The 25639-nt window shown below is 57.1% G+C and carries 26 protein-coding genes; 9 read left to right on the forward strand and 17 right to left on the reverse strand.

The features are described from left to right. Positions 1–97 precede the first annotated feature (97 nt). The 13 genes from DBW_RS09095 to DBW_RS09150 all read right to left on the reverse strand — a co-directional run bounded on the left by DBW_RS09095 (position 98) and on the right by DBW_RS09150 (position 13624). Positions 98–1678: a DNA primase family protein gene (locus tag DBW_RS09095; protein ID WP_197463620.1), complete on the reverse strand. Its 1581-nt coding sequence runs from the start codon at positions 1676–1678 to the stop codon at positions 98–100. A gap of 29 nt (positions 1679–1707) precedes the next feature. Then, positions 1708–2133, reverse strand: coding sequence for a hypothetical protein (locus DBW_RS09100; protein ID WP_066727084.1), 426 nt, complete (start codon positions 2131–2133; stop codon positions 1708–1710). A gap of 329 nt (positions 2134–2462) precedes the next feature. Continuing rightward, entirely contained in the window at positions 2463–3095 is a 633-nt protein-coding gene (locus tag DBW_RS09105) for a hypothetical protein (RefSeq protein ID WP_066727085.1), read from the reverse strand. A 45-nt stretch (positions 3096–3140) separates the two neighbouring features. Beyond that, positions 3141–3479, reverse strand: a complete 339-nt coding sequence (locus DBW_RS09110; RefSeq protein WP_066727086.1) for a hypothetical protein — start codon at positions 3477–3479, stop codon at positions 3141–3143. Between the two features lie 176 nt (positions 3480–3655). Then, on the reverse strand, positions 3656–4237 hold the full coding sequence (locus DBW_RS09115) for a hypothetical protein (RefSeq protein ID WP_066727087.1): 582 nt from the start codon (positions 4235–4237) through the stop codon (positions 3656–3658). A 190-nt stretch (positions 4238–4427) separates the two neighbouring features. Then, a complete protein-coding gene (locus tag DBW_RS09120) occupies positions 4428–4757 on the reverse strand; it encodes a hypothetical protein (RefSeq protein WP_066727088.1) in 330 nt (109 codons plus the stop codon). A gap of 366 nt (positions 4758–5123) precedes the next feature. Continuing rightward, positions 5124–5831 (reverse strand): hypothetical protein, encoded by a 708-nt coding sequence (locus DBW_RS18515; protein WP_157471851.1) that lies wholly within the window; start codon positions 5829–5831, stop codon positions 5124–5126. Between the two features lie 101 nt (positions 5832–5932). Next, a complete protein-coding gene (locus DBW_RS09125; RefSeq protein ID WP_157471852.1) occupies positions 5933–7141 on the reverse strand; it encodes a tyrosine-type recombinase/integrase in 1209 nt (402 codons plus the stop codon). 381 nt (positions 7142–7522) lie between these two features. Continuing rightward, entirely contained in the window at positions 7523–9436 is a 1914-nt protein-coding gene (locus DBW_RS09130; RefSeq protein WP_066727090.1) for a putative nucleotidyltransferase substrate binding domain-containing protein, read from the reverse strand. A 62-nt stretch (positions 9437–9498) separates the two neighbouring features. Further along, positions 9499–9876, reverse strand: a complete 378-nt coding sequence (locus DBW_RS09135; RefSeq protein ID WP_066727092.1) for a hypothetical protein — start codon at positions 9874–9876, stop codon at positions 9499–9501. 179 nt (positions 9877–10055) lie between these two features. Further along, the gene (locus DBW_RS09140; RefSeq protein WP_066727094.1) at positions 10056–11861 is read right to left on the reverse strand and encodes a sodium:solute symporter family protein; all 1806 of its coding nucleotides are present in this window, start codon (positions 11859–11861) and stop codon (positions 10056–10058) included. Between the two features lie 15 nt (positions 11862–11876). Then, on the reverse strand, positions 11877–12131 hold the full coding sequence (locus DBW_RS09145) for a DUF4212 domain-containing protein (protein ID WP_066727095.1): 255 nt from the start codon (positions 12129–12131) through the stop codon (positions 11877–11879). A 707-nt stretch (positions 12132–12838) separates the two neighbouring features. After that, positions 12839–13624 (reverse strand): IclR family transcriptional regulator, encoded by a 786-nt coding sequence (locus DBW_RS09150; protein ID WP_066727097.1) that lies wholly within the window; start codon positions 13622–13624, stop codon positions 12839–12841. Positions 13625–14012: 388 nt separating this feature from the next. Between DBW_RS09150 and DBW_RS18520 the strand changes: the two genes are divergently transcribed. The 6 genes from DBW_RS18520 (at position 14013) to DBW_RS09175 (ending at position 18640) form a co-directional block, all read left to right on the forward strand. Further along, on the forward strand, positions 14013–14171 hold the full coding sequence (locus tag DBW_RS18520) for a hypothetical protein (protein WP_157471853.1): 159 nt from the start codon (positions 14013–14015) through the stop codon (positions 14169–14171). 286 nt (positions 14172–14457) lie between these two features. Continuing rightward, a complete protein-coding gene (locus DBW_RS09155) occupies positions 14458–15042 on the forward strand; it encodes an isochorismatase family protein (RefSeq protein ID WP_066727099.1) in 585 nt (194 codons plus the stop codon). A 13-nt stretch (positions 15043–15055) separates the two neighbouring features. Beyond that, complete coding sequence (locus DBW_RS09160; protein ID WP_231875310.1) at positions 15056–15436, forward strand: MazG nucleotide pyrophosphohydrolase domain-containing protein; 381 nt, start codon at positions 15056–15058, stop codon at positions 15434–15436. Between the two features lie 68 nt (positions 15437–15504). Further along, positions 15505–16059 (forward strand): nitroreductase family protein, encoded by a 555-nt coding sequence (locus DBW_RS09165; RefSeq protein ID WP_066727101.1) that lies wholly within the window; start codon positions 15505–15507, stop codon positions 16057–16059. A gap of 176 nt (positions 16060–16235) precedes the next feature. After that, complete coding sequence (locus tag DBW_RS09170; RefSeq protein ID WP_066727102.1) at positions 16236–17987, forward strand: AAA family ATPase; 1752 nt, start codon at positions 16236–16238, stop codon at positions 17985–17987. Next, positions 17984–18640 carry a hypothetical protein gene (locus DBW_RS09175; protein ID WP_066727104.1) on the forward strand — a complete coding sequence of 219 codons (657 nt, stop codon included), beginning with the start codon at positions 17984–17986 and terminating at the stop codon, positions 18638–18640. The genes DBW_RS09170 and DBW_RS09175 overlap by 4 nt, the downstream gene beginning before the upstream one ends. Positions 18641–18721: 81 nt before the next feature. Here the strand turns inward: DBW_RS09175 and DBW_RS09180 are convergent, their stop codons facing one another. From DBW_RS09180 to DBW_RS09195, 4 genes are all read right to left on the reverse strand, one after another. Beyond that, on the reverse strand, positions 18722–19531 hold the full coding sequence (locus DBW_RS09180; RefSeq protein WP_066727106.1) for a ChaN family lipoprotein: 810 nt from the start codon (positions 19529–19531) through the stop codon (positions 18722–18724). Positions 19532–19575: 44 nt separating this feature from the next. Next, a complete protein-coding gene (locus DBW_RS18775) occupies positions 19576–21672 on the reverse strand; it encodes a M1 family metallopeptidase (protein ID WP_066727108.1) in 2097 nt (698 codons plus the stop codon). Positions 21673–21786: 114 nt separating this feature from the next. After that, positions 21787–22131, reverse strand: coding sequence for a hypothetical protein (locus tag DBW_RS09190; RefSeq protein WP_082820277.1), 345 nt, complete (start codon positions 22129–22131; stop codon positions 21787–21789). An 18-nt stretch (positions 22132–22149) separates the two neighbouring features. After that, positions 22150–22671: a glycine/sarcosine/betaine reductase selenoprotein B family protein gene (locus DBW_RS09195; protein WP_066727110.1), complete on the reverse strand. Its 522-nt coding sequence runs from the start codon at positions 22669–22671 to the stop codon at positions 22150–22152. A 346-nt stretch (positions 22672–23017) separates the two neighbouring features. Between DBW_RS09195 and DBW_RS09200 the strand changes: the two genes are divergently transcribed. From DBW_RS09200 to DBW_RS09210, 3 genes are all read left to right on the forward strand, one after another. Then, positions 23018–23893: a cation transporter gene (locus DBW_RS09200; protein ID WP_066727112.1), complete on the forward strand. Its 876-nt coding sequence runs from the start codon at positions 23018–23020 to the stop codon at positions 23891–23893. A 123-nt stretch (positions 23894–24016) separates the two neighbouring features. Then, positions 24017–24457, forward strand: a complete 441-nt coding sequence (locus tag DBW_RS09205) for a DUF2318 domain-containing protein (protein ID WP_231875311.1) — start codon at positions 24017–24019, stop codon at positions 24455–24457. Positions 24458–24469: 12 nt separating this feature from the next. Beyond that, positions 24470–25624, forward strand: a complete 1155-nt coding sequence (locus DBW_RS09210) for an ABC transporter permease (RefSeq protein WP_066727116.1) — start codon at positions 24470–24472, stop codon at positions 25622–25624. Positions 25625–25639: the final 15 nt, after the last annotated feature.

Consider the following 25639-nt stretch of genomic DNA (forward strand, 5'->3'; position numbering starts at 1 on the left):
ATTATTCAAAGGTTCAAGGTAGTAATATAAAGATAATAAAAACAGTATATTGCAGCTTGAAGTGTGTTTTTTTGCTTCTCAACAAGCCTTCAATCCTTCAAGCCAAGGATTTAAGACCTAGACCAAGATAGCGAACTGCACCACCCCCGGCACCACGGTCTTTGCCATAGCCCCGCCGACACATCCCATCACCGAACCGTTTCTGAGATGGCGGCTTGTCTGAAACGTTGGCGATCCACCATTCCCTGAATGACTGGTAAGCCTGCTTCGCGGTGATAGTGAAACCATCACCCTCGACGCACTTTTCCTCGATCCACTCGAACAGGTCGTCTTCGCTCTGGCGGTATTCGGCCGTGGCAGCCAGAACCGCCGGCGGCGGGTTAAGCCCCTCTGCTTGCCAGAGAAGGCAACCACGTACCAGCCAGGCCAGGATCCCAGACTCTTCCACTGCCAAACGATCGGGGAGGGATTTGTCAATTTTCCGCTCGTGGGCTGCTATCGGCCGGTCAACATAGGACAGCCCGAATTCGATGAGATGGAGCCTGGACCAAAAAGCGAAATCAGAGGCGTCGGCCCGCGGCTTATGGTTGGTTGCCAGGCACAGGAGGTGTGACGGTGAAAAGGTTGTTGGCTGCCGGTCGTGAGGATGCCGACCGGTCAGGGAGTCGCCACCAGAGAGCCACTTGACCCGGGCCGCACTGAACCGACGGCCCTGATCGGTCTCACTGCAAAAGGCGAGGCGCAACCCCCGCAGGGCCATGAGGTGTGGGGAGGGGCCTGCCGGGTTGCTGACCTTCCCCTGATCGAGAAGCAGCTCGGCAGGCACGGGAGAGGCCAAGGGGCCGAGAATCTTCTGAAGCGTCTCGATCATGGTCCCCTTGCCGTTACGCCCATGGCCAAACAGCACGGCAAAAACATGTTCCAGGACCAACCCGGTGATGGCGTAGCCAAAGAGTCTGGCCAAGTAATCAGCCTTGGCCTGGTCCCCGCCCATTACCTCGAGGACAAAGGCCTCCCAATTCGGGCAGGGCGAATTCTGGCCTGTGACAAGGTACTCCTCACACCCTTCCGGGAAGTCCACCGTGGCGCCCTTGGTCATGAAGTCTTTCGGGTCTCCAGGCCTCAGCTCTCCCACCCTCAGATCAACCACCCCGTTCCGACAGGGCAACAGCCAGGGCTGTGAATCCAACTGGTCGCCAGTTACTACCATGGCGCCTTCGCCGCAGGTTGCTGCAAAGGTCAGGCAATTCTGCCGACCACGGACAGACCGAAGGCGATCTATTCGCTTGAGGAACTTGGCTTGCCGTTTCTGGAGCCGCTCAACCTCCTCTTCGTCCGAGGTTGCTGCAACCTTGCGGCCGATAGCCTGGACAGACCCGAGGTAGGCCATTGCCACATCTTCAACGGCTGCCAAGGACCTGCCGGTTATGTCGCGGGACCAGTGGTGACCAGACCATACAAGCCACTCACCTGCGGAGGCATCAAACAGGAATCGCCCCCGGTGTATCGAGACAAACAGGACCCCGTCACCCAACTCATTACACGCCAGACACTGGGCTACAAAGCTCGGATCATCAGGCCCACCCGGGCCGCCCTTTCCCTTTTTGGACTGCTCTTCAGCAAAGGCGCTTTCCTCTTGCCGCCGGCGGGCTTCCACCTGGGCACGAAGCGAGTCCAAGGCAACGACCTTATCTTGACCCGGGGCACTCATTGACCACCTTCCATGAAAAGGTCTGCCACCTTGGGCTGCCAAATCTTCACTGTTTGCAAGGTTCGACCGATCGCTGAGGCGATGTCTTCGGGGGGTACACTGAGTTTGACCATGGCAGCGAGAAGCATGATTTCAGATGGAGAGAGCTTTGAACCTTGCAGGGCCGTACCGGTCAACCAGTTGAATTGCCGGCCACACAGAAGGCAGCAGCTCTTCCCGCCCCTCTGGAAGGTCGCCTGCATTTTGGTTGTCAAGGTAGCACCACAGGAAGGGCAGGATCGGCCAGAAATCCCTGGCCTCAAAAACTGGAAGATATGCTCACGGCAGGCGGAATCGTCGAGGAGTTTTGGCAAGGCCTTAAGTGCGACAAAACAGAAATTCTCCCCTGTTTTTTTGTCGAATTTCTTCTCTTCAAAGCCCATTTTCTACCCTCGCACTTTTTGTTGGAAATCCTCAAAAATAAAAAAACCAATAAAATCAACCACTTTTCCATTATTCCAGGCAAAACAAAAATCATAAATGGACCGAAAGATTGGGACTTCGTTGCCCGTATTGGCATAACCTCCAGGAAGGACCCGCGCGAATCCATGAGCAAGACCTTCCTGGAAGACCCTTGCCTTACCCCCACCACAACGGTTGAACCACTGGCTTACTCCCCTGTTGGGGGAGCGGGGGTGATTCATCGCGGCACCTGGCCAGACCAGTGGTGCAAGCCGGCCCGGTATTGCCGACCAGAGGTTGGCGCCCGTAATCACTTGTCCATCATCCTGGAAACGTGGTAGCCAAAGCGTTCATTCCATTTGGCGATGATTGCTTTGATCGTCGGGGTGCGAACCTTATCCTGTCTAAACATCGAACGGATAGAGATGGTTGCCATGTTGACGATCTTCGAGCGCCCACGTTCCCCCCGGTGTCTCCCACGCTTTGGAGTGTGGTACTTGTACCCCTGGTTGTAAAAGTCGGCCTGATTCATGAACACACCAAAATAGCCGTTGGCCATTCTGGCCATCATCGCCTTCGGGTAACTGATCCGTAGTCCTGGCCGGATTGCAACCGTGGTGCCCCGGACTACCTTTCTTTTTCCCGTCCTGGTGCTGACAACTCTCGTAACCTGCTTGGCTCCAAAATAGGCCAGACTGATCGGGCGCCCTTCGGCCGATATCACAGCTGTTAGGTCGCCGTTTGTGGCGGCCTTGATGTTCTTGACTTCCTTGTTCACCTTACTTGGGGCGATATTCCAATGGCTGCGAATCGCCTTGCTTGCCTCGGTGCGGCCGGCCCTGGCCGCTTCGTTAAGCGCCATGCGAGCGGCAGTTCTGATCTTGTTGGGATTCAACGCCGCCTCGATAGCTTGGTCGAAGCCGTCCAAATCAACAGTGAACATAATCTGCCCCTTTCCAAAAGAAGTTGGCGGTGAACGTTCCCAGACTCACCCCTCGTTGCTTACCTTGCGATCATCGGCACGAACCGCAGCAATAAAACTCTTGGTGGCCACCCTGGCCGCGTTGATACTCTTCAGAAGTCCCTGGAGATCAAGGGCCACCTCGGCCAAAAGTTGCTCGGCAATCTCTGCCTTAAACTCAAGGGAACCCCCGCCGTAAAGGCTGCGGCTTCGCCGAGGAGAAACGCACTGGTTTAAGCTCTTCAGTCGAACGGTAAGCATCCGCTGCCGGTACCTGGCATCAGAAGCAGCCAACCGGATCTCATCGGCCCGAAGCTCGGCAAAAGAGGTTAAAGCACTGCCTTCTTTTTTTCGTTTATGGCCCATCATTGGTCCTTTTGTTTGCTCATTAAATTGTGCCGTGGCGCTCGAAGTTAACGACTGGAGGCACACCATCTCCCCTCGCCGCGAGAAGAGACCCAGTGACACTAGCCGGTACGTTTGGCCGGGCACCCTATGTGCCCGGGGCAAAGGAGTTTACCAACGTCCCCGGCCGGCAAAGATCAATACAGCGGTACCCCATGAGCTTCCACGAGCTCCGCAGCAATAGACTTGAGGTCGGCCTCGGTGACGATAAGGTCACCGAATACATCCTCTGCCACGGTTCTCGCTGTCACCGCGTAGGAACCACCCGGTGAGCTGTTTTTCTTCGCCAGGAAAAGGGCCGTGGCAAGCGCCTTTTTGGTGGCGGCTAACGTTTCCTCAGCGTGGGATTGTTTCAATACCATCCAGAAAACATTCTGAGCATGGTTGACCTTCCTTCTCAGGTCAGTGACAACTTCTGTCTGTTTCTTCAATGTCTCGGCTAGTGCCTCGGCCATTCCTTTTGCTTCCTGGTGGCGGTCCTTCGTGAGATCGACCTCCTGACGGACCTTGGCCAAGGTCTCATCATTGATTCGGTCGAGAAGGTAATCCTCCATAGCAGAGTTTGCCCGGGCCGTTGCTGCGAGTACCCCAGCAAAAATGGTGCTGGCCGTGGCCGTGGCGTTTTCTTGCTTAACGGTGATCCCGGCATGCCGTGCTTCGGCATCTTTTAAGGCAGCAGCAACCTCCTGATAATTTTCCTTGGCTTCGGTGAGATTCATCTTGCATTGCTCCTTCCATGAAGGTTGCGGGGACCAAGCGCCCCCTTGGGATAAAATGGCCACGGCTTAGGTGGCCGAGTAGATTGAATTCAGGTGGGGCCGATTCGGCCAGGGCAGCATCCATGGCAATTTTGGAGGCCCCCTGGTAGCTCACGCCCGGCAAGGGAAATACCTTTTTCATAGCGCCCCCTTACTCTTCGACCACTTCGAAGATCGGGGAACCATCCCGAGAGAGCCGGAGGAGGTAAGGGGCGATAGACGCAGAAACGCTGATCGGGATTTTGCCTTGGGCAAAGATCGAATGGCTGCGATAGGCCTTGGTAGGATCAACCAGCCGGATCGAAACCCGCCGATGATCCAACTCCTCGGCTTTCAGGAACATCGGACCGGAGGGACAGACCACCGATAAGAGGCGTTTGGCAACCTCGTCTTCAACCTCAACCTGAAAGCCGAGATGCATAACCGGCGCACCAACCATCTGGTAAGTATCAACACCAGCGATAAGAACAATTTTTTTCACTTTTCCCTCCTTTTAGGGTTTGCGTCTGGTTTCGACGAACGATTCAATTTCAGCCGCATCCCACACCTGGACGCCAGTTGTCAGGCAGATAGGGCTAGGGAAGGTGGGGTCTTGACGCAGCCGCCAAAAGGTAGTTCTGGAAACTCCTCCAAGCTTTGTTCTGACAGCGTTCGGTTTCATGTAAATTCGGCCAGGTATGATTTGTCCCAAATCCATCACGCGTCTCCTTTTCTCTCCCAACCTTGGCGTTGCAGGGTGTTTCGTTCTGATTTGCCGCCATAACAACGCAAAAACGCCCTTCGGTAAATTCCGAGGGGCGTTTTTTTTGTCACGTAATGTTTTGTTGAAAAATTAAAAATTCAACACTTACGATCTAAGTCCCTTTAAGATAAGCAAAATATTTGGATATCCAGTTAGGTAATCTTCGAGCGGTTCCAGGATTGCCAACTTCCTGTTTTTGTCAGGATTTTCGGCGATTCCGTTAAAAGCCAATACACGTTCAACCATATTCTTTCCACCCTTTGTGTAATAAAATTTATGGAGGGAATCTTTGCTTTTAGGCCTTTTGTTGCTACTCCAACCAACAGGTAATTTGCTTTCCTGATCAATTACCCAATTAGAAACAAGTCCAATTGCATCATCAGTATCCAAATTAAACCATTTATTTAAACAGTATGAATACAATGAACCATGGAAGAAAATTCTATCGTAAACAGAGTTTTTCCAGCGCATTCGCCTTCCATCAGAACCAAAGTATTTTCCTAAGTCAGAACCATCTTTACCTTTTTCGTTGTCGTATAAGTATTTCCTGAACCTTTTATGTAATTCGTCCAAAACCGTATTCGATGGGTACACACCATTTTCAATATACTGGCAGAATGCAGTGATTAATCCATCATGATCAGCATCGTTATTGCAGGTAAAAACTTGAATGCCCAAATCAAGCATTTCGGCATCCTTCTCGCTCAAAATTATCCCTAGCTGATTAAGATGGTTCGTCTCGTTAGGACTAAGGACCACATCCTTATCCCAATTCTTTCCAAGCCTTATTAGAATTTCTCGTTCTCTCTTCAATTTCGCCCCCTTCTTGGTGGGATATTCACCGGTTCTCTCTCAAAGCGAGTGCAGATATCGAAACTTTCATTCCATAGATCCAAGCGTAGGAATGCCGGACGCTAAGATTTATCACTTGGTTGTGATGTGATAGCCAAAAGCGTTTTCTCCCATGCCCCCAGAGCGACCTGGATCTCTTTAGCATATCGATGCCGGTTGTAGATAGCTGTTACACCAGGGCGGGTGTGATTGAGGACGGCACCGATTATTTCATCTGCATATCCCATGACCGCGAGGTGCGTCGCAGCCGTCCTTCGAAGATCATGTGGGGTGAAGGGCTTTAAGGGAAGGTCGCAGACTTCGGTGAAAGGGTTATTCTTGAACGCCGGGCGCAGGGCATGGGCCATTGCATTGACCTCAATTGGCCTCACTCCCCCCTCCTTGGTGAGACGGGGGGAAGGGAAAAGGTACCCCTGCCCGAGGTTCTGAAACAGGCCGCGCGCCAGGGGAGTCAGGTACACTCGGTGCTCCCGCTTGTTTTTCGAGCGGCCGGCCGGTATGGTCCACCATTCGCCGTCGATTTCGGCGGAATGCGCTCCAATAACCTCCCCGGGGCGTTGCCCGGTTACAAGAACCAGCAGCAACGCCCTCCGCATGGCGTCGGTCATGCCGCAGAGAGGAAGGTTATCCCAGAACACCTTGATCTCTTCAGCGGTCAGATAGCGGTCCTTGTTATTTTCTTTCACCAGCGGCTTGACCTGTGCGCAAGGTGTGAACTCGAGGATGTCGCGCTCCACGGCGAAGTTGAACATGCGTCGGATCTGCTTGAATACCTGCATGCTCTGGTTTGGTGAGCCTCGCTCGACAATCCCTTCCAACAATAGAACCACGTCCCGCTTTTTGATCTCCTTGGCCTTGCGTTCCCCCCAAACCATAACCACGTCCTTCTCGAGGCTTCGCTTGTATTCCGGCCAGGTCCGGTTCCCCTTGGCTTTGAGTCCCTTTTCGATGAATTCAGCAACCAGCTGCTTGATGGTAGGTGCCTTGCGCTCGGCAGCCGCAGCGGATAACTTCGTGAGGCCTGGATCAACACCCTTCCCAAGATCCTGCCAGGCGGCCCCATGTTTCATTCTGGCCTCTGCAAGCGAAATGGTAGGGTACTCCCCAAAGGTCATGCGGCGAGATTTACCGCCGAACCGATATAGAAAGACCCAGGTCTTGCGGCCCTTCGGTGATACCCGCAAACCGAACCCACGGCCGTTGTCCTCCCAGACCTCGAATCGCTCCTCGGATGGTTTTATACTGCGGATTGATCGGTCTGTGAATTTCACAAGGAGCCCTCTTTCGGAAGGTGGATCTGTTACCCAGAAGCCCTTGATGCCCGTAGCCTTTCCGTCCCATTTAACCGGGGAAAGTAGGTCGAGGTTTGGTAAAAACCAAGCTACCCTTAGGCCTCGGGTAGCACATGGGTAGCAAATTTGACGAAACTTTTTGAAACAGTCTGAAACGGTAATAACAGGGAAGTGTACGAAAGTCAACGTGAAAAGTAGCTTTGAATGGACGACTTGAAACACGAGGAAACAATAAAAAATTTAACTCCTAAGCGGTAGGTCGTGCGTTCGAATCGCGCCGGGGCCGCCATTAGAGACAGCCACTCGGGTCGAACCCGGTGGCTGTCTTTTTTGTGTCGGAAGAACGGGGAGGGGGTGAAGTCAGCGCAGGCCGCGCCCGAAATGACGGCGGGCTGAATCCTGGAGCTTGGCAACGGCGCGAAAGGCCTCCTGCAGCAGCTCCTGTTCGTTTTTGCTCAGGGAACTCGGGGTGATGTAGTGGGAGGGTTTTTCTCCCTGTTCAATCAGGGCGATCTCCTGCCGCAGCCGGAAAAAAATGAAAACCTCCAGTGCTGCCCGGAGATTTTCCGCAGTTTCCTGGTTAAAAACCTTCAGCTGGACCAGCTCATTGAGTCGGTCGAGGGTTGTGGTCGCATCGACCCCTTTTTCGAGAAGGAACATGCGGACGCAATCGACAATAAAAACACTCCCAGCCTGTTTGATCGAAAGCTGCCCCTGGTGGGGGCCTGACTTTTCAACGATAAACCGCCCCAGCAGGTTGAGGGGAGGGGAGTGGTTCAGGTCATTCTCGAGAAGATGGTAGAGGTAGACCGTATTGCCTTCCAGTTCATGGTGGAGAATCTCCCGCAGATCCTGGCAGAGGGAAGGGTCTCCCGCCAGCGGCATGAAATCGAGAAAGATCGTTGAATACATGATCATTTTCGGATCGGGAACCTGGATCCAGCCGTCAATCCGCTTTTGCCAGTCCTTGAGCCGGCCACGCCAGCGTGGATTATTGGCCATCACCCTGCCGTTGCAGAGGGGATAACCGACTTCCTCGAAGGCCTGGATCAGCCGTTCGGAGAAGGGGACGAAAAAGGCGTCCACTTCCTCCTGCATCGCATCGGGATAGTCTTCGAAAACCAGGCCATTGTCCTGGTCCGGACCGAGCAGCATCTCCTTGCGGCCGCCGCTGCCCATTATCATCAGGCAGAAACGGATGGCGGGGGGAGTCATGCCTTGCCGGCGGAACTCGTCGAGAATCAGGTCGAAGCAGCGGCGCAGGATCGTGTGGTGGATGTAAGAGAGGATCTCCATAATCTCAAAATGAGAACGCCCCTCCGCCATAAAGGCCTTTGCCACCTGAACAATCTGGGCGTTGGCCTTGGCCAGATCCTCGACGGATCTGGCCTCCTTGATGCTGTTGATCAATAACATCGACTTCTGGCTGCGGAAGCGCATCAGGTCGCGCAGGGTAACGATGCCGACGAGCCGGTCCTGGGCGACGACGGGCAGATGACGAATTTTGTGGGTCATCAGGAAGGTGGCGGCTTCGAACATGTAGGCATCGACCGGCATGACCAGCGGATTTCTGGTCATCACCTCGGTCGCCGTCAGGGAACTGCAGTCGACCTGTTCCGGTGCGAGGACCTTGCTGATCAGATCCTTGCGGGTGATGATGCCGGCAATCTTTCCGCCGGCCGAGGCGACGACAATGGCGCCGACGCCACGCGCCGTCATCCGCCGCGCAACCTCACGCACCGGCGTGTCGGGCGGGCAGGTCTCGACCGGGGTTGACATGATTTCCGTCAACCGTTTCTGAAACGGGTAGGCTTCGATGGGGACGGCTGCGGTTCGGGCGTGATCCGCCACCATGTCCGAATAGAGACTGCGCACCCGCGACAGGATTGTCCGGGTAAAGAGTTCGATGATATGGGGAAAACGACGACCAAGGTCGTTAAGGATATCCTGGGAGATAAGGAGACAGGTGGTGGCGGTAACGGTACGGGCGCCGGCGGTATAATTGTCGCCGGTGAAGACTGGCGTGCCGCCAAAGAAACTCCCTTCCCGCCGGTAGTCGACGACCATTTCGACCCCGCCCGGGGTCAGGGCGACTATTTCCACCAGCCCCTTGCTGACCACGTAGAGGTAACCGGTTGGTGGATCATGCTGCTTGAAGATGAGAAAATGAGCTGGATATTCCCGGGTAATGGCGACGGCAGCGAGCTCGTCGACAACTTCCTCGGGGAGACCCCCGAAGGGGTCGGTCTTCAGCAGGGTACGGGATACGACCATGATCGTTTCCAGGGGAAAGCAAGCCTGCAGCCTTGGGTGCCCGGGTATCGGCAGGCTGCAAATTATTTCGGGTCTTTCTCCGCCTCTTTTTTCCTGCCGAGCGTAAACGGGTGTGCCTGGCGACTGATGATGAAATCGAAAATTATTTTACCCCAGAAGGTCAGGCCGGCGATCTCGATCCATTTGGCAAAGTCGTAAAGCCCCAGGGGGATGGCGATAATGAGCCAGATTGCAATCAGGCCACCGACCAGGTTGGAAAGGCCGGTATAAGGTGCCCAGCGTTTCGGGTTGGGAGGCGACACCCCCTTTTTCAAGGCGACCTCTGCATAGTCCTTGTTGACGAAAATACGATAGCTCCGGCGCAGCCAGAAGAAGGCGACCGGAAAGAGGCCGAGATAGAGGACCCAATTCAAAACAAAACTGATCAAAGCGTTTCCCATTCAAATACTCCCGTAGAACGTAAAAACAGAACGAAGAATTTTGATTAGTCAAGAGAGGTTTTACCGAGGATAGCCGGAGCAGGCAAGTTAAATAAGCGGATGGTTCAAAAAAACCCGCCAGTAAAACTGGCGGGTTTTGAATTGCAACCAGATATCAATCCACCGGCAGTGCGGATGGATTAATGAGCGCCGTCCACCGCCTTGGAGCCACGGGGGATACGAACCGATTCGACCATGGCCGCGATGTCTTCGGGGACCGCGGGGGTCATGTTCTTGACGGCGAAGGCAACGGCGAAGTTGACGATGGCGCCGATGGTGCCGAAAGCGTTCGGCTCGATACCGAAGAAGAAGTTCGGGCCACCGATGGAATTGACGAACTCCGTCCCCTTGATGAAGAAGATCCCTTTGTGGGCGAAGACGTAGAACATGGTGATGCCGATACCGGCGAGCATGCCGGCAATGGCGCCCTGCTTGTTCATGGTCTTGCTGAAGATACCCATCATCAGGGCCGGGAAGATGGAACTGGCGGCGAGACCGAAGGCAATGGCCACGGTACCGGCGGCAAAGCCCGGGGGATTGAGGCCGAGGTAACCGGCGACGATGATGGCGCCAGCCATGGCGATCTTGCCGGCCATCAGTTCGCCTTTTTCGGTCAGGTTGGGCATGAAGTTCTCTTTCAGCAGGTCATGCGAGATCGCCGAAGAGATGGCGAGGAGCAGACCGGCTGCGGTCGAGAGCGCGGCGGCGAGACCACCGGCGGCGACCAGGGCGATAACCCAGTTCGGCAGCAGCGCGATTTCCGGGTTGGCGAGAACGATGATGTCGGCGTTGACGCTCAGCTCGTTGCCGGCCCAGCCGGCAGCCGCAGCCTTGGCCTGGAAGGCGGCGTCTTTGCTCTTGTCATTGTAGTACTGGATCCGGCCGTCGCCGTTCTTGTCAGAGAACTTGAGCAGGCCGGTGACTTCCCAGCGCTTCATCCAGTCGGGACGCTGATCGTAGACGATCTGGGCGCCAGGGGCGAAGACGTCGGCGTTGGTCATGATCTGGGGATTGACGGTCTTGAGCAGGTTCATCTTCGCCATCGCCGCCACGGCCGGAGCGGTGGTGTAGAGAATGGCGATGAAGACCAGCGCCCAGCCGGCCGAGGAACGGGCATCCTTGACCTTGGGCACGGTGAAGAAGCGAACGATAACGTGGGGCAGGCCCGCGGTACCGATCATCAACGAGACGGTGTAGACAAAGGTGTTGAGCTGGCTGATCCGGGTGCTGGTGGTGTACTGGGAGAAACCGAGGTCCTGCACGATCAGGTCAAGCTTGTGCAGCAGGGCGACGTTGCTGCCGACCATGTCGGAACCGAGGCCGAGCTGCGGGATCGGGTTGCCGGTCAGGTGCAGCGAGATGAAGATCGCCGGGATGGTGTAGGCAATAATCAGGACGCAGTACTGGGCGACCTGGGTGTAGGTGATCCCCTTCATGCCGCCGAAAACCGCGTACATGAAGACGATGCCCATACCGACGTAGATCCCGGTGGCGTTGGAGACGCCGAGGAAGCGGGAGAAGGCGACGCCGACGCCGGTCATCTGGCCGATGATGTAGGTGGTCGAGGCGATCAGCAGGCAGAGAACCGCAACCATGGCGGCGCTCTTTGAATAGTAGCGGGTGCCGAAGAACTGGGGAACGGTGAACTTGCCGAATTTGCGCAGATACGGCGCAAGGAGCATGGCAAGGAGGACATAGCCGCCGGTCCAGCCCATCAGGAAGAGCGCGCCGCCGTAACCCATGTTGGAGATCAGGCCGGCCATGGAGATAAAGGAGGCCGCGGACATCCAGTCGGCGCCGGTCGCCATGCCGTTCATAACCGGGTGGACCGAGCCGCCGGCGACGTAGAACTCCTTGGTGCTGCCGGCGCGGGCCCAGATGGCGATGCCGATATAGATGGCAAAGGTGATACCGACGATGAGATAGGTTGTAAATTGAAGACTCATAGTTAAGACACCTCCCTAGTTCTCGTGAACGTCAAATTTTTCGTCGATCTTACCCATCCGATTCGCATAGAAAAAGATGAGCGCCACGAAAATATACATGGATCCCTGCTGGGCAAACCAGAAACCGAGCGGGTAGCCGCCAAGATGGATGCTGTTGAGGGCTGGTGCCAGGATGATGCCGAAGCCGTAGGAAACCACGAACCAGATGACCAAAACGAGCTTGATCAATCCCAGTGTTGCCTTCCAGTAACCGATGCTATCGTGTTGCATGAATAGCCTCCTCTCGTCAAATTAGATGTTGCCGTGATACCGTTTTTGGTGGTTGTGAACTGATTAGGTTTTCCTTGATAACCATGGAGCTGATGGGCAATTCAGTTCGTGGGCAACCTCCTTTCTCTGTTGTTTGATTTGAAATTTCGTTAATGGAGGGGGCGGCTGACTGTTCCTTCCCCTCCGGTAAAGCGAGCGATCCATCAATAGCCTTTGCGTCTGCCTGATTGCCTGCTCCCGTGGCAGGTCGGGAAGAGGTGCTCCTGGCCGTCAGGGAGAAGGATGCTGGATCCGGCTCAAAGAATAAAAGAACGTAGAGAGATGCCAACAGTTTACACTGTGTCTTCAGTTTTCAAATGCCTGGCCGAAAAAACACCTTGTTGCGAAAAATACTCAAATTAAATCTCGGTGAGAAAAAAATCGTTTCGCTGGGTAAAACCTTTTCGCCAAAAATTTACCACAACATATGCCAGTTGTCGACTCGTTGTCAATAAAAATATAACCATGTTTTGTATGAGATAAAAATTTAAAAAACCATTGGAATTTTAAGCATAATTTCATTTATTAAAAAGAAATTATAAGAGTAAATTACTGCGGTGAAAGTCGAGTTACGGTAACATGTTTTGTAAGTTTCGCTCCGAATAACTTCACCAGCGGGCCGTTGTCGGAAGGGGATCTGAAGCCTCGGGCCGTGGTTGCTGTTCCGTTCAGCTCAGATGTTTTTCCCCAAAAACATGCCCCAGGTAGCCCAGGCGGGAGGAGACCATTTCCTTGGCGATGGAAAGGGCCGGAAGAAGGACCTGGTTGACCCGGTCCCCTGGCATGCGGAATTCCGGTCCGACCAGGGCGAGGACACCGGCGACTTCTCCGGGGCCACTGAACAGTGCGGCTGCGATGCAGGTGGTTCCGTCGCCGATGCAGCTCTGGTCAATACAGAAACCGGTTTGCCGAACCTGGTTTGCATCTACCCTGCTGATGACCGGTTTCGTCGCTTTTTTCGGCGGAGTGCTTTTAAGCCCCGCCCCGTCAAGATCGAAGGCCAGGAATATCTTCCCTGCCGCTGTCGTTTCAATGGGAAAACGACGTCCTACCAGAGGGACGATCTTGACCTGCTGGGTGCTGTCGACCATGTCAAGGAAGAGCACTTCATCACCCCGCCTGACGACAAGATAGATTGCTTCGTTGAATTCCCGGGCCAGCTGTTCCATGACCGGGCGTGCCTTGCGCAGGAGCCCCATGTGGGAGAGAAACTTTTGCCCGATTTCATAGGCGGCCATGCCCAGGCGGTACTTTCTTGACCCGGGTTCTCTTTCGACATATCCGCGATTTTCAAAAGTCGCCAGCAGGCGAAAGAGGCTGGCCTTGGTCATGCCGAGGCGATCGCTTAACCCGGAGAGGCTGACCTCTTCGCCTTCCTCGCAGAGGGCTTCGAGGAGAGCAAGGGCATTTTCAACCGAATGAATACAGTAGGTTTCTTTGCCTCGTACCGGCACATCACCCTCCTCCCGAAACGGGATGCCTGATTTTCATAATTCCGGAAATACTCCAGATTGTCTGACAAAATAATACGACGTTTTATTCCTGTCAATAGCCAATTTCAAATAGTTACGTCGAAGAACCATCAAAAAAATTATAGAAAAAATTAACTTTAAAACAGGTTCTTAAGAAATTTATTTATTTGAAACAGGATAGGACTGAAAATGAAACGACTTTTCCAGTGCTACTTCCTTTTCCCGGGCAGGCGCCAGTGGGTGGACAAAAAGCCGAGCCAAACAATGGCGCCGGATCTTTGGTACGGCATTTGCTCCCCAGGTTGGAAATCCGGTTCGGAAAAGTACCGGGGAACTGTTGCCGCCCAATGACAAAAAAGGAGATGCCGATATGGAAGAGGCGAGTTCCGGTTTTGAGAGCTGCAAGCGGCAGGAAAAGGAGATTGTTGCCGGGTTATGTCTCTCTTTTGACCTGCTCAAAGGGATCTGCATGGAGACGAGTCTGCCCTGTGAAATCGAGGCTGGCGGCGAGCTGGAAACAGAAGCCTGATTTGGCACTTCCCTGCGCCACCGGGGTGATATCCCACCCTTGAATGACCCTTTCCGTGCAATTTTTGCATTGTTTTCTATGCAAACATGTCTATAGTTTTCCCTTCTCCTGATGGCGCTGACCCCTTTTCCTCTCGCCTTACGATTTCCCCTCCAGGCCGATTCCCTCTGCCCGGGCAATTCATGATTTGCAATCCGGCGCTCTCCTCCCGCATAATGCGTTCAAGCCGCCTTCGCTTTCGTTCCTGCCGATGGGGGCAAATCCAGCTTCTGAAAGGAAGATAAAGATGACCAATCCCCTTGCACGGTTTCAGCTCGACAGAAGCCGCGTTGGCCTCGTGGTAATTGACGTCCAGCAGCGGCTGGTTCCGAGCATGCCGGAGAAGGTTTATCGGGAAACCCTGAAAAGTATCGCATTTCTTGTCGCTTGCTGTGACCTGCTGAAGGTCCCGGTGACCGTGACGGAACAATATCCCCGGGGGCTGGGTCATACCGTTGCTGAGCTTGCCGGAGCCGGCGGAAGGCCTGCGATTGAGAAGGTCAGCTTCGGATGCTGTGGTGAGACAACTTTTAATCAGCGCTTGCAGGAGCTCGGCTGCTCGCAGATTATCGTCGTTGGCATGGAGGCCCATGTCTGTGTCTACCAGACGGTCCTCGGACTGCTCGCGAGTGGGTTTGATGTCCATCTGGTCAGGGACGCTATCATCTCCAGAGGGAAGGGCGATTACCGCAATGCGCTGGAACTTGCCCGCCAGGCCGGGGCTGTCATTACGACCGCCGAGACCGCCGTCTTTCAACTCTTGCAGGCAGCCGACGTTCCGGAGTTCAAGGCGGTATCGGCGCTTGTAAAGTCCAGGTTTCTCGCTGAATGACAGCCGGAGTACGATGAAAGCGAAAAAGACCGCGATGAAGGATGAACCGGGGAGGGAAGGGGGCGCCCTGTCGAATACTGAAGATTCGCTTGCCTGCGTTACCCGCCACGAACTCGAAACTCTATTCCGCGCCACCCTTGCCACCTGGGGCGAGGAAGCCCAGTACGACCAGGCGGTGGAAGAGTGTGCCGAATTGATCGCTGCCCTGAAACACTACAAGCGGCGCCGGATTGATACCACCCAGTTGGCCGAGGAACTCGCTGATGTGACCCTCATGGTGGGCCAGCTTTCCTGGATGCTCGGCAACGATCTGGTGGAATCAGCTGTAGACCGCAAGTTAATCAAACTTCGGAAATTACTTGCAGCCGAAGAGCAGAACTGCGGTAACCAGTAACCGGCTTCCTTCGATATACCTTGGTGGTTGGAAATCCAGGTCCGCAAAGCCCGTTAATGGAGGGTTTCATGCTTTTGTCCCTGCTCCAAAGTCGCCGCAGTATCCGCCAGTTTCAACCGCGCCCTGTTGAAGCCGAAAAGGTGCAACTCCTGGCTGAGTCTCTGTTGCGGGCCCCCTCCTCCCGGGGACGCAACCCCTGGGAATTTGTCGTCGTCGACGATGCGGAAAAGTTGCAGGCGCTGGCACGCGCCAAAGCGCATGGTTCCGCCTTTCTCGATGGTGCTCCGCTGGCGGTGGTCCTGTGTGGCGACCCCGAGCGCAGCGACGTCTGGATCGAGGATTGTGCCATTGCCACCATCATCCTCCAACTGACTGCCGAGTCCCTTGGACTCGCCAGTTGTTGGGCTCAGATTCGTCTGCGGCTCCACCGCGATGGGCGCACCGCCGAAGATTATCTGCGCCCTCTGCTCGGCCTGCCGGAGCGCCTTCGGGTCCTCGCCATCGTCGGGATTGGCTATCCTGCTGAATCGAAGAGTGGGCATGCCCGCGAATCGCTGGAATGGGGCAAACTGCATCGCAATCAGTTTGGCGTCGACTGGCCAGTCGGTACTTCGTCGGAGTAAACCAAAACCGGGCATTTCCCCTGCGGGGAATGCGGTGGGAAAGATTCCCGGGACTATGATGCTGATACCATCGAGGTCGTCACCACTTCTTTTTTCGGTTGCGAGGCCGAGCCGGATATGAAGAATTGGCCATTGCGGTTGCCGATGAAAAACAAGCACCTACAAGGTTGGAAGCTATGTACCTCGAATTTTTCGGGCTGACGGAAAAGCCTTTTACCATCACCCCCAATCCGCGTTTTATCTTTCTCAGCAAAAACCACAAGGAGGTCTTTGCCCATCTCCTTTACGGTATTCGCAACCACAGCGGTTTCATCGAGGTGACCGGTGAGGTCGGCGCCGGAAAAACGACCGTGCTGCGGACCCTTTTTGAACAGCTCGAGGGGGATGATTACCGCCTCGCTTTCATCTTCAACCCCAGTCTTTCCGCCGGTGAACTGCTGCGCGCCGTCTGTCGGGAATTTCACATCGAGGTCACCGGTTTCAGTACCGGAGAAATCCTCGACGCTCTCAACGATTATCTGCTGCGGGAAAACCAGGCCGGCCGGACCGTCGTCCTGGTGATCGACGAGGCGCAAAATCTCACCCCCCAGGTTCTGGAACAGGTCCGGCTTCTTTCCAACCTGGAGACCGAGGGGGACAAGCTGATCCAGATTGTCCTGGTCGGACAACCCGAATTGGGCATCCTGCTCGATCGTCCCGACCTGCGCCAGCTCAATCAGCGGATTGTCGTTCGCTACCACCTCCGGCCTATCGATGCTGAGGATACCCGCGCCTATATTCGGCACCGGCTGGAGCTGGCCGGGGTTCGCGACCGGGAGCTTTTTTCGCCGGGCGCCCTTCGCAGAATCTACCGGTTCTCCGGCGGCCTGCCACGCCTGATCAATATCCTTTGTGACCGCGCATTGCTCGTGGCCTACAGCGAGGATCGGCGGCAGGTCTCCACCGCCGAGGTCAAGCGCGCCATCGGCGAGTTGCGTCGGCAATCCCGCGACCGTCGCTGGTGGCCGTTACTGGCGATCAGCGGCGGCGCTTTGCTTCTTTTGGCCGGAATCCTCTTCGCCTGGGATATTCTCCTCCCCGGAGCAGGCCGGGACCTGCGGCCGGCCATATCGGAATCGCGAACAATTTCGGCAAGTGCCTCCTCGGTCCCGGCTGCTGGCCTGGACGAGACGATGGCCGCCCCTCCCGCTGCCGGTTTTAAATCAGCCTCCGTACTCCTCCCAGGCGCCCCGATTCAAGTAAAGGAGGAGGATGAGCTGCCTGCCGCAGCTCCTACCGCTACCTTGCCACTTCCAGCCCGGGGGGGCGTTGACTCCGGCTTTCCACTGGTGCATGGCAAGGGGCGGGGGGACGAATTAGCCCACAAGACAGTCCCGGTCTCCATGGCCAGGGCCCAGTATGACAACGGCAAGGCCGATAAACCGGCAGATGCTGCTGCCAGGAAAACGGTATCACCCACGGCGCTTACGCAACTGACCGGGCCGCTCCGCTTTGGGTTTGTACCGGCTGCGAGCGGACCGCTGGAAACTCCCGCACAGGCGGTCCTGCTCGGCGATTACCTCGGCCAGTTGCTCGGCCAGCCGGTAAAGGTTGAATCTTTTAACAATGAGTCGGCACTTTACGAGGGGATCTATCGCTATCGCCAGATCGACCTGGCCCTCTTTCGCCACGAGATACCGAGCCGGATAAACCACTTGCCGTTGCAGCCCCTGGTCGGGTGTCGCAGTCAAGGGGCACAGGAGACTTCTTCCTGTCTGCTGGTTGCCCGTCGCGGCCTTTACGATGGAGCCGCAGAGCTGTTGCAGACCACGTTGGAGAACCTGGGGACGAGGGAAAAAGGGCAGCAGGTACTGGCCGCGGCTGGCGGCCTTGCGTTCATCCCCCTGCAGGCCCAAACCCTGCCTTCCCGGTCTGGAGATCTGCCGTGAGTTCAATCCTCAAGGCGTTGAAAAAACTCGAACAGGAAAAGGTCCTGCGCGGCGAGCGAACGGTCGACCTCGCTTTGGATATTCACCGTGGCGTTCCGCGACGCCGGAGCGGTTCGCCGCTGACCATCCTGTCGGTTATTTTACTGCTGGTCATTCTAATTGCGGGTAGCTGGGTGTTGATGATGCCGGACGGGGAGCAGCGGGAGTCGCTTGCCGGTGGGACCATCGTCGAGACGCCGCCGCAACCGGTGGCCGTCAGCCCCGAAGCAACGCCGCTGGTTGCGCAACCTGCTCCCCCGGTGGACCCTCCCCCTGCCGCGCTGGAAGAACCGTCGGTGGCCAGGACCCAGAAAGATTTTGCCAGGACACCTGCCGCCCCCGCAGCGCAGCCGCCTGCCGCCTCCCCCAACAAGACCCGCTCTTCCACTTCACCGGTTCACAAGGAGGCCAGAAACCAGTTGCGGCAATTTGCCGGCCTGAAGCTGACCGGAATCGTCTGGCAGAGCGATGCGTCTTCCCGGATGGCAATCATTGACGACCTGCCAGTCATGGTCGGGACCGTGATCTCCGGCGCTACCGTGGTCGAAATCCTGACCGACCGGGTGGTTTTGTCCCACGATGGCCAGACCTCCGAGCTGCTGCTGGAACCCTGAAGCAGGCCGTTATAGCATCCCGTTCCAAGGATAATTCGCGCCAAATAAGAGCGGGAGCCGGCCAGGCTCCCGCTCTTATTGTCAGTGCAAAGGACCTTCCTCCGGCCCCAGCAGCAGATAGTCGGCCTCACTGGGCGCCGCATCCCCCTTCTCAATCCGCCCGGGAATTTCCGGCAGGACGATTCGCATCGGGATGTCCAGGTGGCGGCGGACCTGTTCGGGGATGCCGAATTTCCAGGCGTGACCACTCCCGGCGAGGACGACCACCAGCCGCTGCGGATGCTGGTCGAGGTATTCGATCAGGCGTTTTGCCATGACGGCGTCCCAAACCATCTGCGCCTCACAGAAATTCTTGAAAGCTACTCCCTGGTGGGCATGGCTGCCGAGGACCCGGCGCATGTAGTTCTGGTAGGCCTCATCGACATCGCAGCGTACCAGGGGAATGCTGCCGCGCTGGCTCGGGCTGAGGGAGAAAAATCCTGCCTGGGATACCTGGCGGGAAATCTCCCGTGGGATATTCAGGCCGATCATGGGGATGGTTTCCTGCCGGGCATACTGAAAAATATCCCGGTAGACCGGCCAGAGGCTCCAGTTCTCCTCAAAGACTTCCCGGAAACGGTCTTCCTTCATTCCACCCGCAGTCCATCGGTCCAGAGCCTCCTGGCTGTTGCTGCGAAACATTTCCAGGCCGATGGCGACCGGAATTCCAGCCTGCTGCAGGCCGCGGATAATCTGCAGCTGGGCCTGGTGGTGGCCGCGGTTGTCGTGCAGCTCGCCGATAAAAACCAGCCGCGCGTTCGCCAGGTCGGCCAGCATCCGGGGAAAGGTCGTGAATTGACCCTGGTTAACATCCCAGGTGTGGGCGCCGGCCTGGAGCGGGGAGAGCAGCATGGCCAAACTCGTTATGCATAGAAGGTGTTTCAGTCTGGATATCGTCATGGCTTTCCGGCCTCTTGGCTGGTAGGGATGAATTGATGAGTCAGGGGGGAGCTCGTGACCGGCCACACCCCTTTCAAACGATTGTTCCCCTCGCTGAAGGCGAGGTAGCTGAAGGTGCCGTAATGAGGAATCTTGCGGGCGGCGATTTTTGCTCCCGCAGGCGACAGCGGCAGGAAAAGGCCGCATTGCAGGGCAGGGGTTCTTTCGCGGGGAAAGACCGCGAAGAGCACGGCAGAAGGATCTGGGTAGAACTCCCCCCTGAGGATGAAACCCTCCGGATTAATGGTGAGTTCCCCGGGCAACTGCGGTCGCAAAGCCGGCGAGCGCGGCCAGCCAACCAGGAGCAGGTCAGACCTGGAGAGGTCAGCGGCCAGGGCTTGCTTCTCCCGATACCAGGTCGCCTCGCGGCCAAGTCCCGTGAGCAGGTCCGCGGCGGCCTCACCGACCAGGCGATCCACGTCGTCCGCGAGGATGACAACCAAATCCCGGCCTTCGCGCAGGCTGTTGACTGTTGCCGGCACCTCGCTTGGGTCAAGGCGGCGGAAAAAATCCGCCTCCGGATCGATAAGCAGGCGCCGCGGTTGTGACGGACTGCGCAGCAAAAACGGGGTGACCTCCCCGCTGGCGGCCAGGCTCCGGGTCAGCGGGCCGGCTTCGGTCTCAAGGAGCAGGGGGAGCTGCAGCCGGTAGGGCTGACCCTGCTGGATCAGCTGGCCGCTGACGATCCACTCCTGGCCCTGGCGGACCTGTTTGACATCGGCCAACCGCAGCTGCGGGGCGCCGGCCCGGTCGACCCATTGCCGAATAAATTCGGCCAGCTGCAGCTTCCCTTTCGGATCCCAGGCCGCAGCGAAATCGTTCCAGCTCGCCTGGCGGAACATCCTCTCCCTGGCAACCTTCCGCAAACCTCCCCAGAACGCGTCCTCACCCACCAAGTGGCGGGCCATGTGAAAGACCATGGCGCTCTTGCCGTAGCCGATCGCCTGATCGAGTTTGCTCCTGCGCGCGCTGAAATGGCTCAACGGATAGTCCCTGGCAGCCGGGACCAGAGTGGCGTAGTCGCGCAGCAGTTTACGGCGGTAGTCGCTGGCAGCCTGGGTCGATTCGAGTTCCTTGAACAGGTAGTCGGCGACGTAGGTGGCCAGCCCCTCCGACCAGTTCCCCTGGCTGTTGTCGGGGCGTACCCCGGTCCCCCACCAGGAATGGGCAATTTCATGGCCGAGGCTGGTGGTGACGATGAAGGGGAGGGGGACGACGCTGCTGCCGAGCAGGGTCCAGGAGGGGAACCCGTAGCCGGTGGGGAAAAAGTTTTCGACGACGGCGAACTTGGCAAAAGGGTAGGGCCCGAAACGGGATTGGTAGAGCTCCAGCCAGTTCCGGGCGGCCGCCAGGTAAGCGTCGGCCAGGTGCGCATTGGCCGGACCGAGAAAGGTGTAGATCGCCACGCTGCCGTAATCTTCCGCTTTGAAAGACCAGCTGCCGGCGGCCAGGGTCAGGGCGGGCAAGGGGTGGTCCGTTTCCCAGATGCTCACGAACCCCTCCGGCGTTTCGCCCCTTTCAACCAGGCGGCCGGCGGTCACCGCCGAGATGCCGGCAGGCGCCGTAATCTTGACTCGGAACAGGGCTGCGCCAGGAAGGTCAGGGTACCAGCCGGCACCGCCGGCGAGGAAGGTTCCCTGCGGTGTTATCGCCGTCGCGACGCCGTAACTCGGGTCTTCGTTGTTGAGGGGGGCCTGGGGGACCGGATCGGCAAAGGTGCCGTGGTAGGAGATGGCGAGAGTCGCGTCCGCGGGAAGGTTTGGCGGCAGAGGACCGACCTGCAGTCGACCGCTGTCAAAACTCCAGCCCAGAGGTGCTCCAGCTACTTCGACAGCATCAACGCTGACCAATGGAGAAAGTTGAAATTTCAGGAAGCGGTCGGGCGGGGCCGGCAGGGTAATGTGGTCAACACCCTGCAGTGTTCCATTTTCGGAGTTGAGGTGAATAGTCAGGTCATGGCGGACCAGGTTTGCCGCAGCGGTTGCAACACTGGTAGCGGGAAACCAGAGAAGGGTGAGGCATGCGAAGAGCCTTAGCAGGTGAACTCTTTTCATGCTACCCAGTATACCGAGGCCGTTAAATCTTTGCAGCCACCGCACTTCAACACCACCGCACTTCGGCCATGGCCCAATCGGGTGGCCGAAGGGAGCCCCTGGCCTTGTCCTGGGTTATTCCGGCGCGGGAGGCGAGGGCGTAGCGCCAGAAGCGGGCTGGATCGGTTTGGGGAGGGGAAAGGGGGCTGGTTCCCGGTAATCGGCGTAGTCGAAGCGGCGCCAGGCAAAGGGGAGATCGATGATCGCGCCGGGGGTGGTGATCGAGTAGAGGGCCTTGAAGGCTTCGAACAACACCGCCCGCTGCTGGCGCACCGCTCCCGGTTCACCGAGGGGATGGCCAAAGGGCCAGCGCAGGAAGATGGTGCGAGGCGGCTGGATTTTCTCGCTGTAGCTGCGCACGATGGAGATGCCGATGGTCGGGATGCCGGCGGCTTCGATCACCCTCTGGATCAGTCCCACGGACTGATTGCAGAGGCCTCAGGCCGGTGTCAGCAGGACCAGATCGACCTCTGCGGCCCGCAGCAAGGCCGCCAGCTGCGGGGCCGTGCGCTCCTTCAGGGTTTCGAGGTGGGGGCCGACGATATGGCCCATGAAGCTGAAGTGGTCGTTGGCGACGCTCCCGATGATCCCCTCCTGCGCCAACTCCCGCAAGCGCTGCAGGGGGAGGACGATGTTCAGGTCCTTTTCCGCGTCGGTGTGATCGTAGTAGTCGTGGCTGATGGTGAAGTCATCGAAAATGGTTGCGCCATCCAGAACCCGCAGCGAGGGGTCGCCCTCCTGATCGAGCATGTTGAAAGGGCGTTGCCTGCGGTGATGGACGCCTGATGTGGTGACGACCGCAACACGACAGTTTCCGAGGGGTTTGGTGATGGGCGTCCAGGGGATCTGGCCCGCCGTTTCCTGGGGCAGATGCGCCGCGAGCAACGGGGCGGCCAGGCGCGGAAAACGGGTGATCAGTTTGGCAATGAGGCGGTTTTTCCATCGTTCCAAATTGGGCATCCGGACCTCCTGTCGTTCGAATTTCTGGTTTTAAGTCTAGCATGACCTATGTTGCATCGCGGGGGAAAGAAAACCGGGCGGGTAGCAACGGAATATTGAAGCTGGGCGGTAGCTGACCATAACCTGTAGAAAATTCTACAGGGAGGTTCGGAATATTCCTCACGTTGCGCGATGAGTGAGCGGCGGAAATTTTTTGTGATTTGCAAAAAAATCAGAAAATTAAGTACTTACAAGGTTATTCACGACTGGCACGAAGGGTGTATATGGTTGAGCTGCCTCCTGAACGGCAGAGTCCCGTTGTCCTGAGCATGACGCGAAAAGGCTCAATTTTTCCTTGGGAGATTACATGATGAAGAAATGGATTGTCCTGGTTGGCCTGACGGCAGTGATTGCCCTGGCCTTAGGTGTCGGCCTTTTTTGGCCGCAAAAGTTGCAGAGTGACCAGGCAGCATTGGTTGAACTCGGCATCGATAAACTGACGTGTGGATCCTGTGTCGAGAATGTGCGCGAGGCCTTGGCTGATCTGCCTGGGCTCGGCCTGATCGAAGTCAATGTTACCAGGGGGAGCGGCCGGGTCGAATTTGATCCACAGCAAGTCGATGCGGAGATTATTGCCCGGCGCATCTCGGCGGCCGGCTATCCCAGTCGGGTTGCCGCCCGCCTTTCGGTATCCGAATACGCAGCTTTGCGCAACCGGCACCAGGACCTTGCCGGGAAGTACGTCGCCCAGATCGGCAACCGCTTTCTTTCTCGCGCCGAATTTGAGACCACTTTAGCACTGCGCAGTAAGACCATTGCAGGCAAGGAGCAAACTGCGGGTCCCGCCCTGCAACAGGCTGTGTGGCAGGATCTTTTACAGCGGGAGTTGTTGCTTAACGCTGCCGAGATCCAAAAAGTGGTTGTCCAGGACGGTGAGGTCGACCTCCGGTTAAATAGTATCCGGAAGTCCCATCCAGACTTTGCCAAGCTGGTAACGGAACGTTTCGGTACCCTGGAGAACCTGCGGCACCAGGTAAAGAACGAAATGATTATTGAAAAGAACCTGCGGGAGAATATCCTGCCGACCGGTTTAAACGCAGACGAAAAGTCGGTCTTTTTTGAGCGCTGGTATTCCACCCTGGTCGACGCCACTCCGGTAACGATCTTTGATCCTTCCCTGGCAATGGATGCCACCAGACGCGCAAGCGGTTGCGGTGGGTCGTGCTGTAACCAAAAATCCTGAAAATCCGGATCAGCCAAGCAGATCTTCAGCCCCCTAGCTATGGAGCCACCCATGGACGGACGTCAACAAAAGAAAGCCCAATTCCAGCAACCCCGCAAAAACAAACGCCCCCTATTGATCGCCATGACACTCATAATTCTTGTCGGCATTGCCGTCGCCTGGGCGTTGCTGCCAATGGGGGTCGGTCATTCGCGACTGGTTGGTGCCAAAGGGGGGCAGGTCATTCTTCCGGTGGGGTCATTAACCGGGGGGGAGGCCCACTTCTTCCGCTACGCCGGAGCAGGTGGCGAGATCGCTTTCTTCCTGGTGCAGAGCCGCGACGGGGTGATCCACGCTGCCTTCGACAGCTGCGATGTCTGCTACAAGTCCCGCAAGGGGTATCGCCAGGAGGGGGACTTTATGGTCTGCAACAATTGCAATCAGCAGTTCCGCACCGATTTGGTCAATGAAGTCCAGGGCGGTTGTAACCCAGCTCCCCTGCGCCGTGAAGTGCGCGGCCAGCAGGTGGTCATTCAGGCGACCGATCTCGAAGCCGGGAGCCGCTACTTCCTGGCTGCAAACTAGGGGGAATCGATAATGCAGCTCAACACGATTGCCTGGAACAATCTGCGCCGGCGCAAGGGCCGTCTGATCTTTCTGGTCGCTGGATTATTACTGGGCGTAGCGACCGTGGTGACTCTCATGTCCCTGGTGGCGGCCCTGACTGCTGAGGCCGAGCATAAGCTGGAGAAGTTCGGAGCGAATATCCTGCTTACCCCGCGCAGCGACAGCCTGTCCCTCTCCTACGGCGGGATCGAGCTCGGCGGTGTTACCGTCGCAGCGCACGACATCGCCGAGGTCGACCTGGCCCGGATCGCGGAGATTCCCAATTATCGCAATGTCGCCGCGGTGGCGCCCAAGGTCCTCGGTGCAGTCGCAGTGAAAGGGGAGCAGGTGCTCTTGATGGGGGTCGATCCGGCCGTGGAGTTCAATCTGAAACGCTGGTGGAGTGTGACCGGAGAACCGCTGCATGCGGCCAACGATCTGGTCGCTGGAAGTGCGGCCGCCAAACGCCTTGGTCTTGCACCGGGCGGAGAGGTTGCAGTCGGAGGAAGAAATTTCATCGTCAGTGGCGTTCTCGCCGAAACCGGCTCTCAGGACGATCAGCTGCTGATCGTGGCGCTCCCGGTCGCCCAGCAGCTGCTGGGCAAGGTTGGCCGCCTGAGCCTGGTCGAAGTGGCGGCACTCTGTGGTGATTGTCCGGTGACCGATATGGTGGGACAGCTCGGAGCCGTGCTGCCCGGGATTGAGGTGCGGGCGATCCAGCAGGTGGTGCGTTCGCGGATGCACGCCCTGGAACAGTTCCGGGCGTTGTCCCTGGCGGTTGCCGGGGTAGTCGTCCTGATCGGAGGATTGGTGGTCTTTGTCACCATGATGAACTCGGTGGCCGAACGGACCCGGGAAATTGGGATATTCCGCGCCATCGGCTTCCGCCGTTGGCATATCATCCGGATCCTTCTCTTTGAAGCGCTGGTCGTCGGGCTCCTGGCCGGGGTCCTTGGCTACCTGGCGGGGATCGGGGTGACCTGGCTGGCACTCCCCTTCTTTGGCGGCCATCATGGCCCGAGCTGGGATCCGGCGCTCGCCGCCGGATCCGTCCTGCTGGCGCTGGTCGTCGGAGGGGTGGCGGCCCTCTATCCGGCCTGGCAGGCCAGCACTCTGGAACCGAGCGAAGCGCTGCGCGCTCTTTGATAACTGCTGAAGGAA

Source organism: Desulfuromonas sp. DDH964, assembly GCF_001611275.1.
In the GTDB taxonomy this organism is placed as follows: Bacteria; Desulfobacterota; Desulfuromonadia; order Desulfuromonadales; family DDH964; genus DDH964.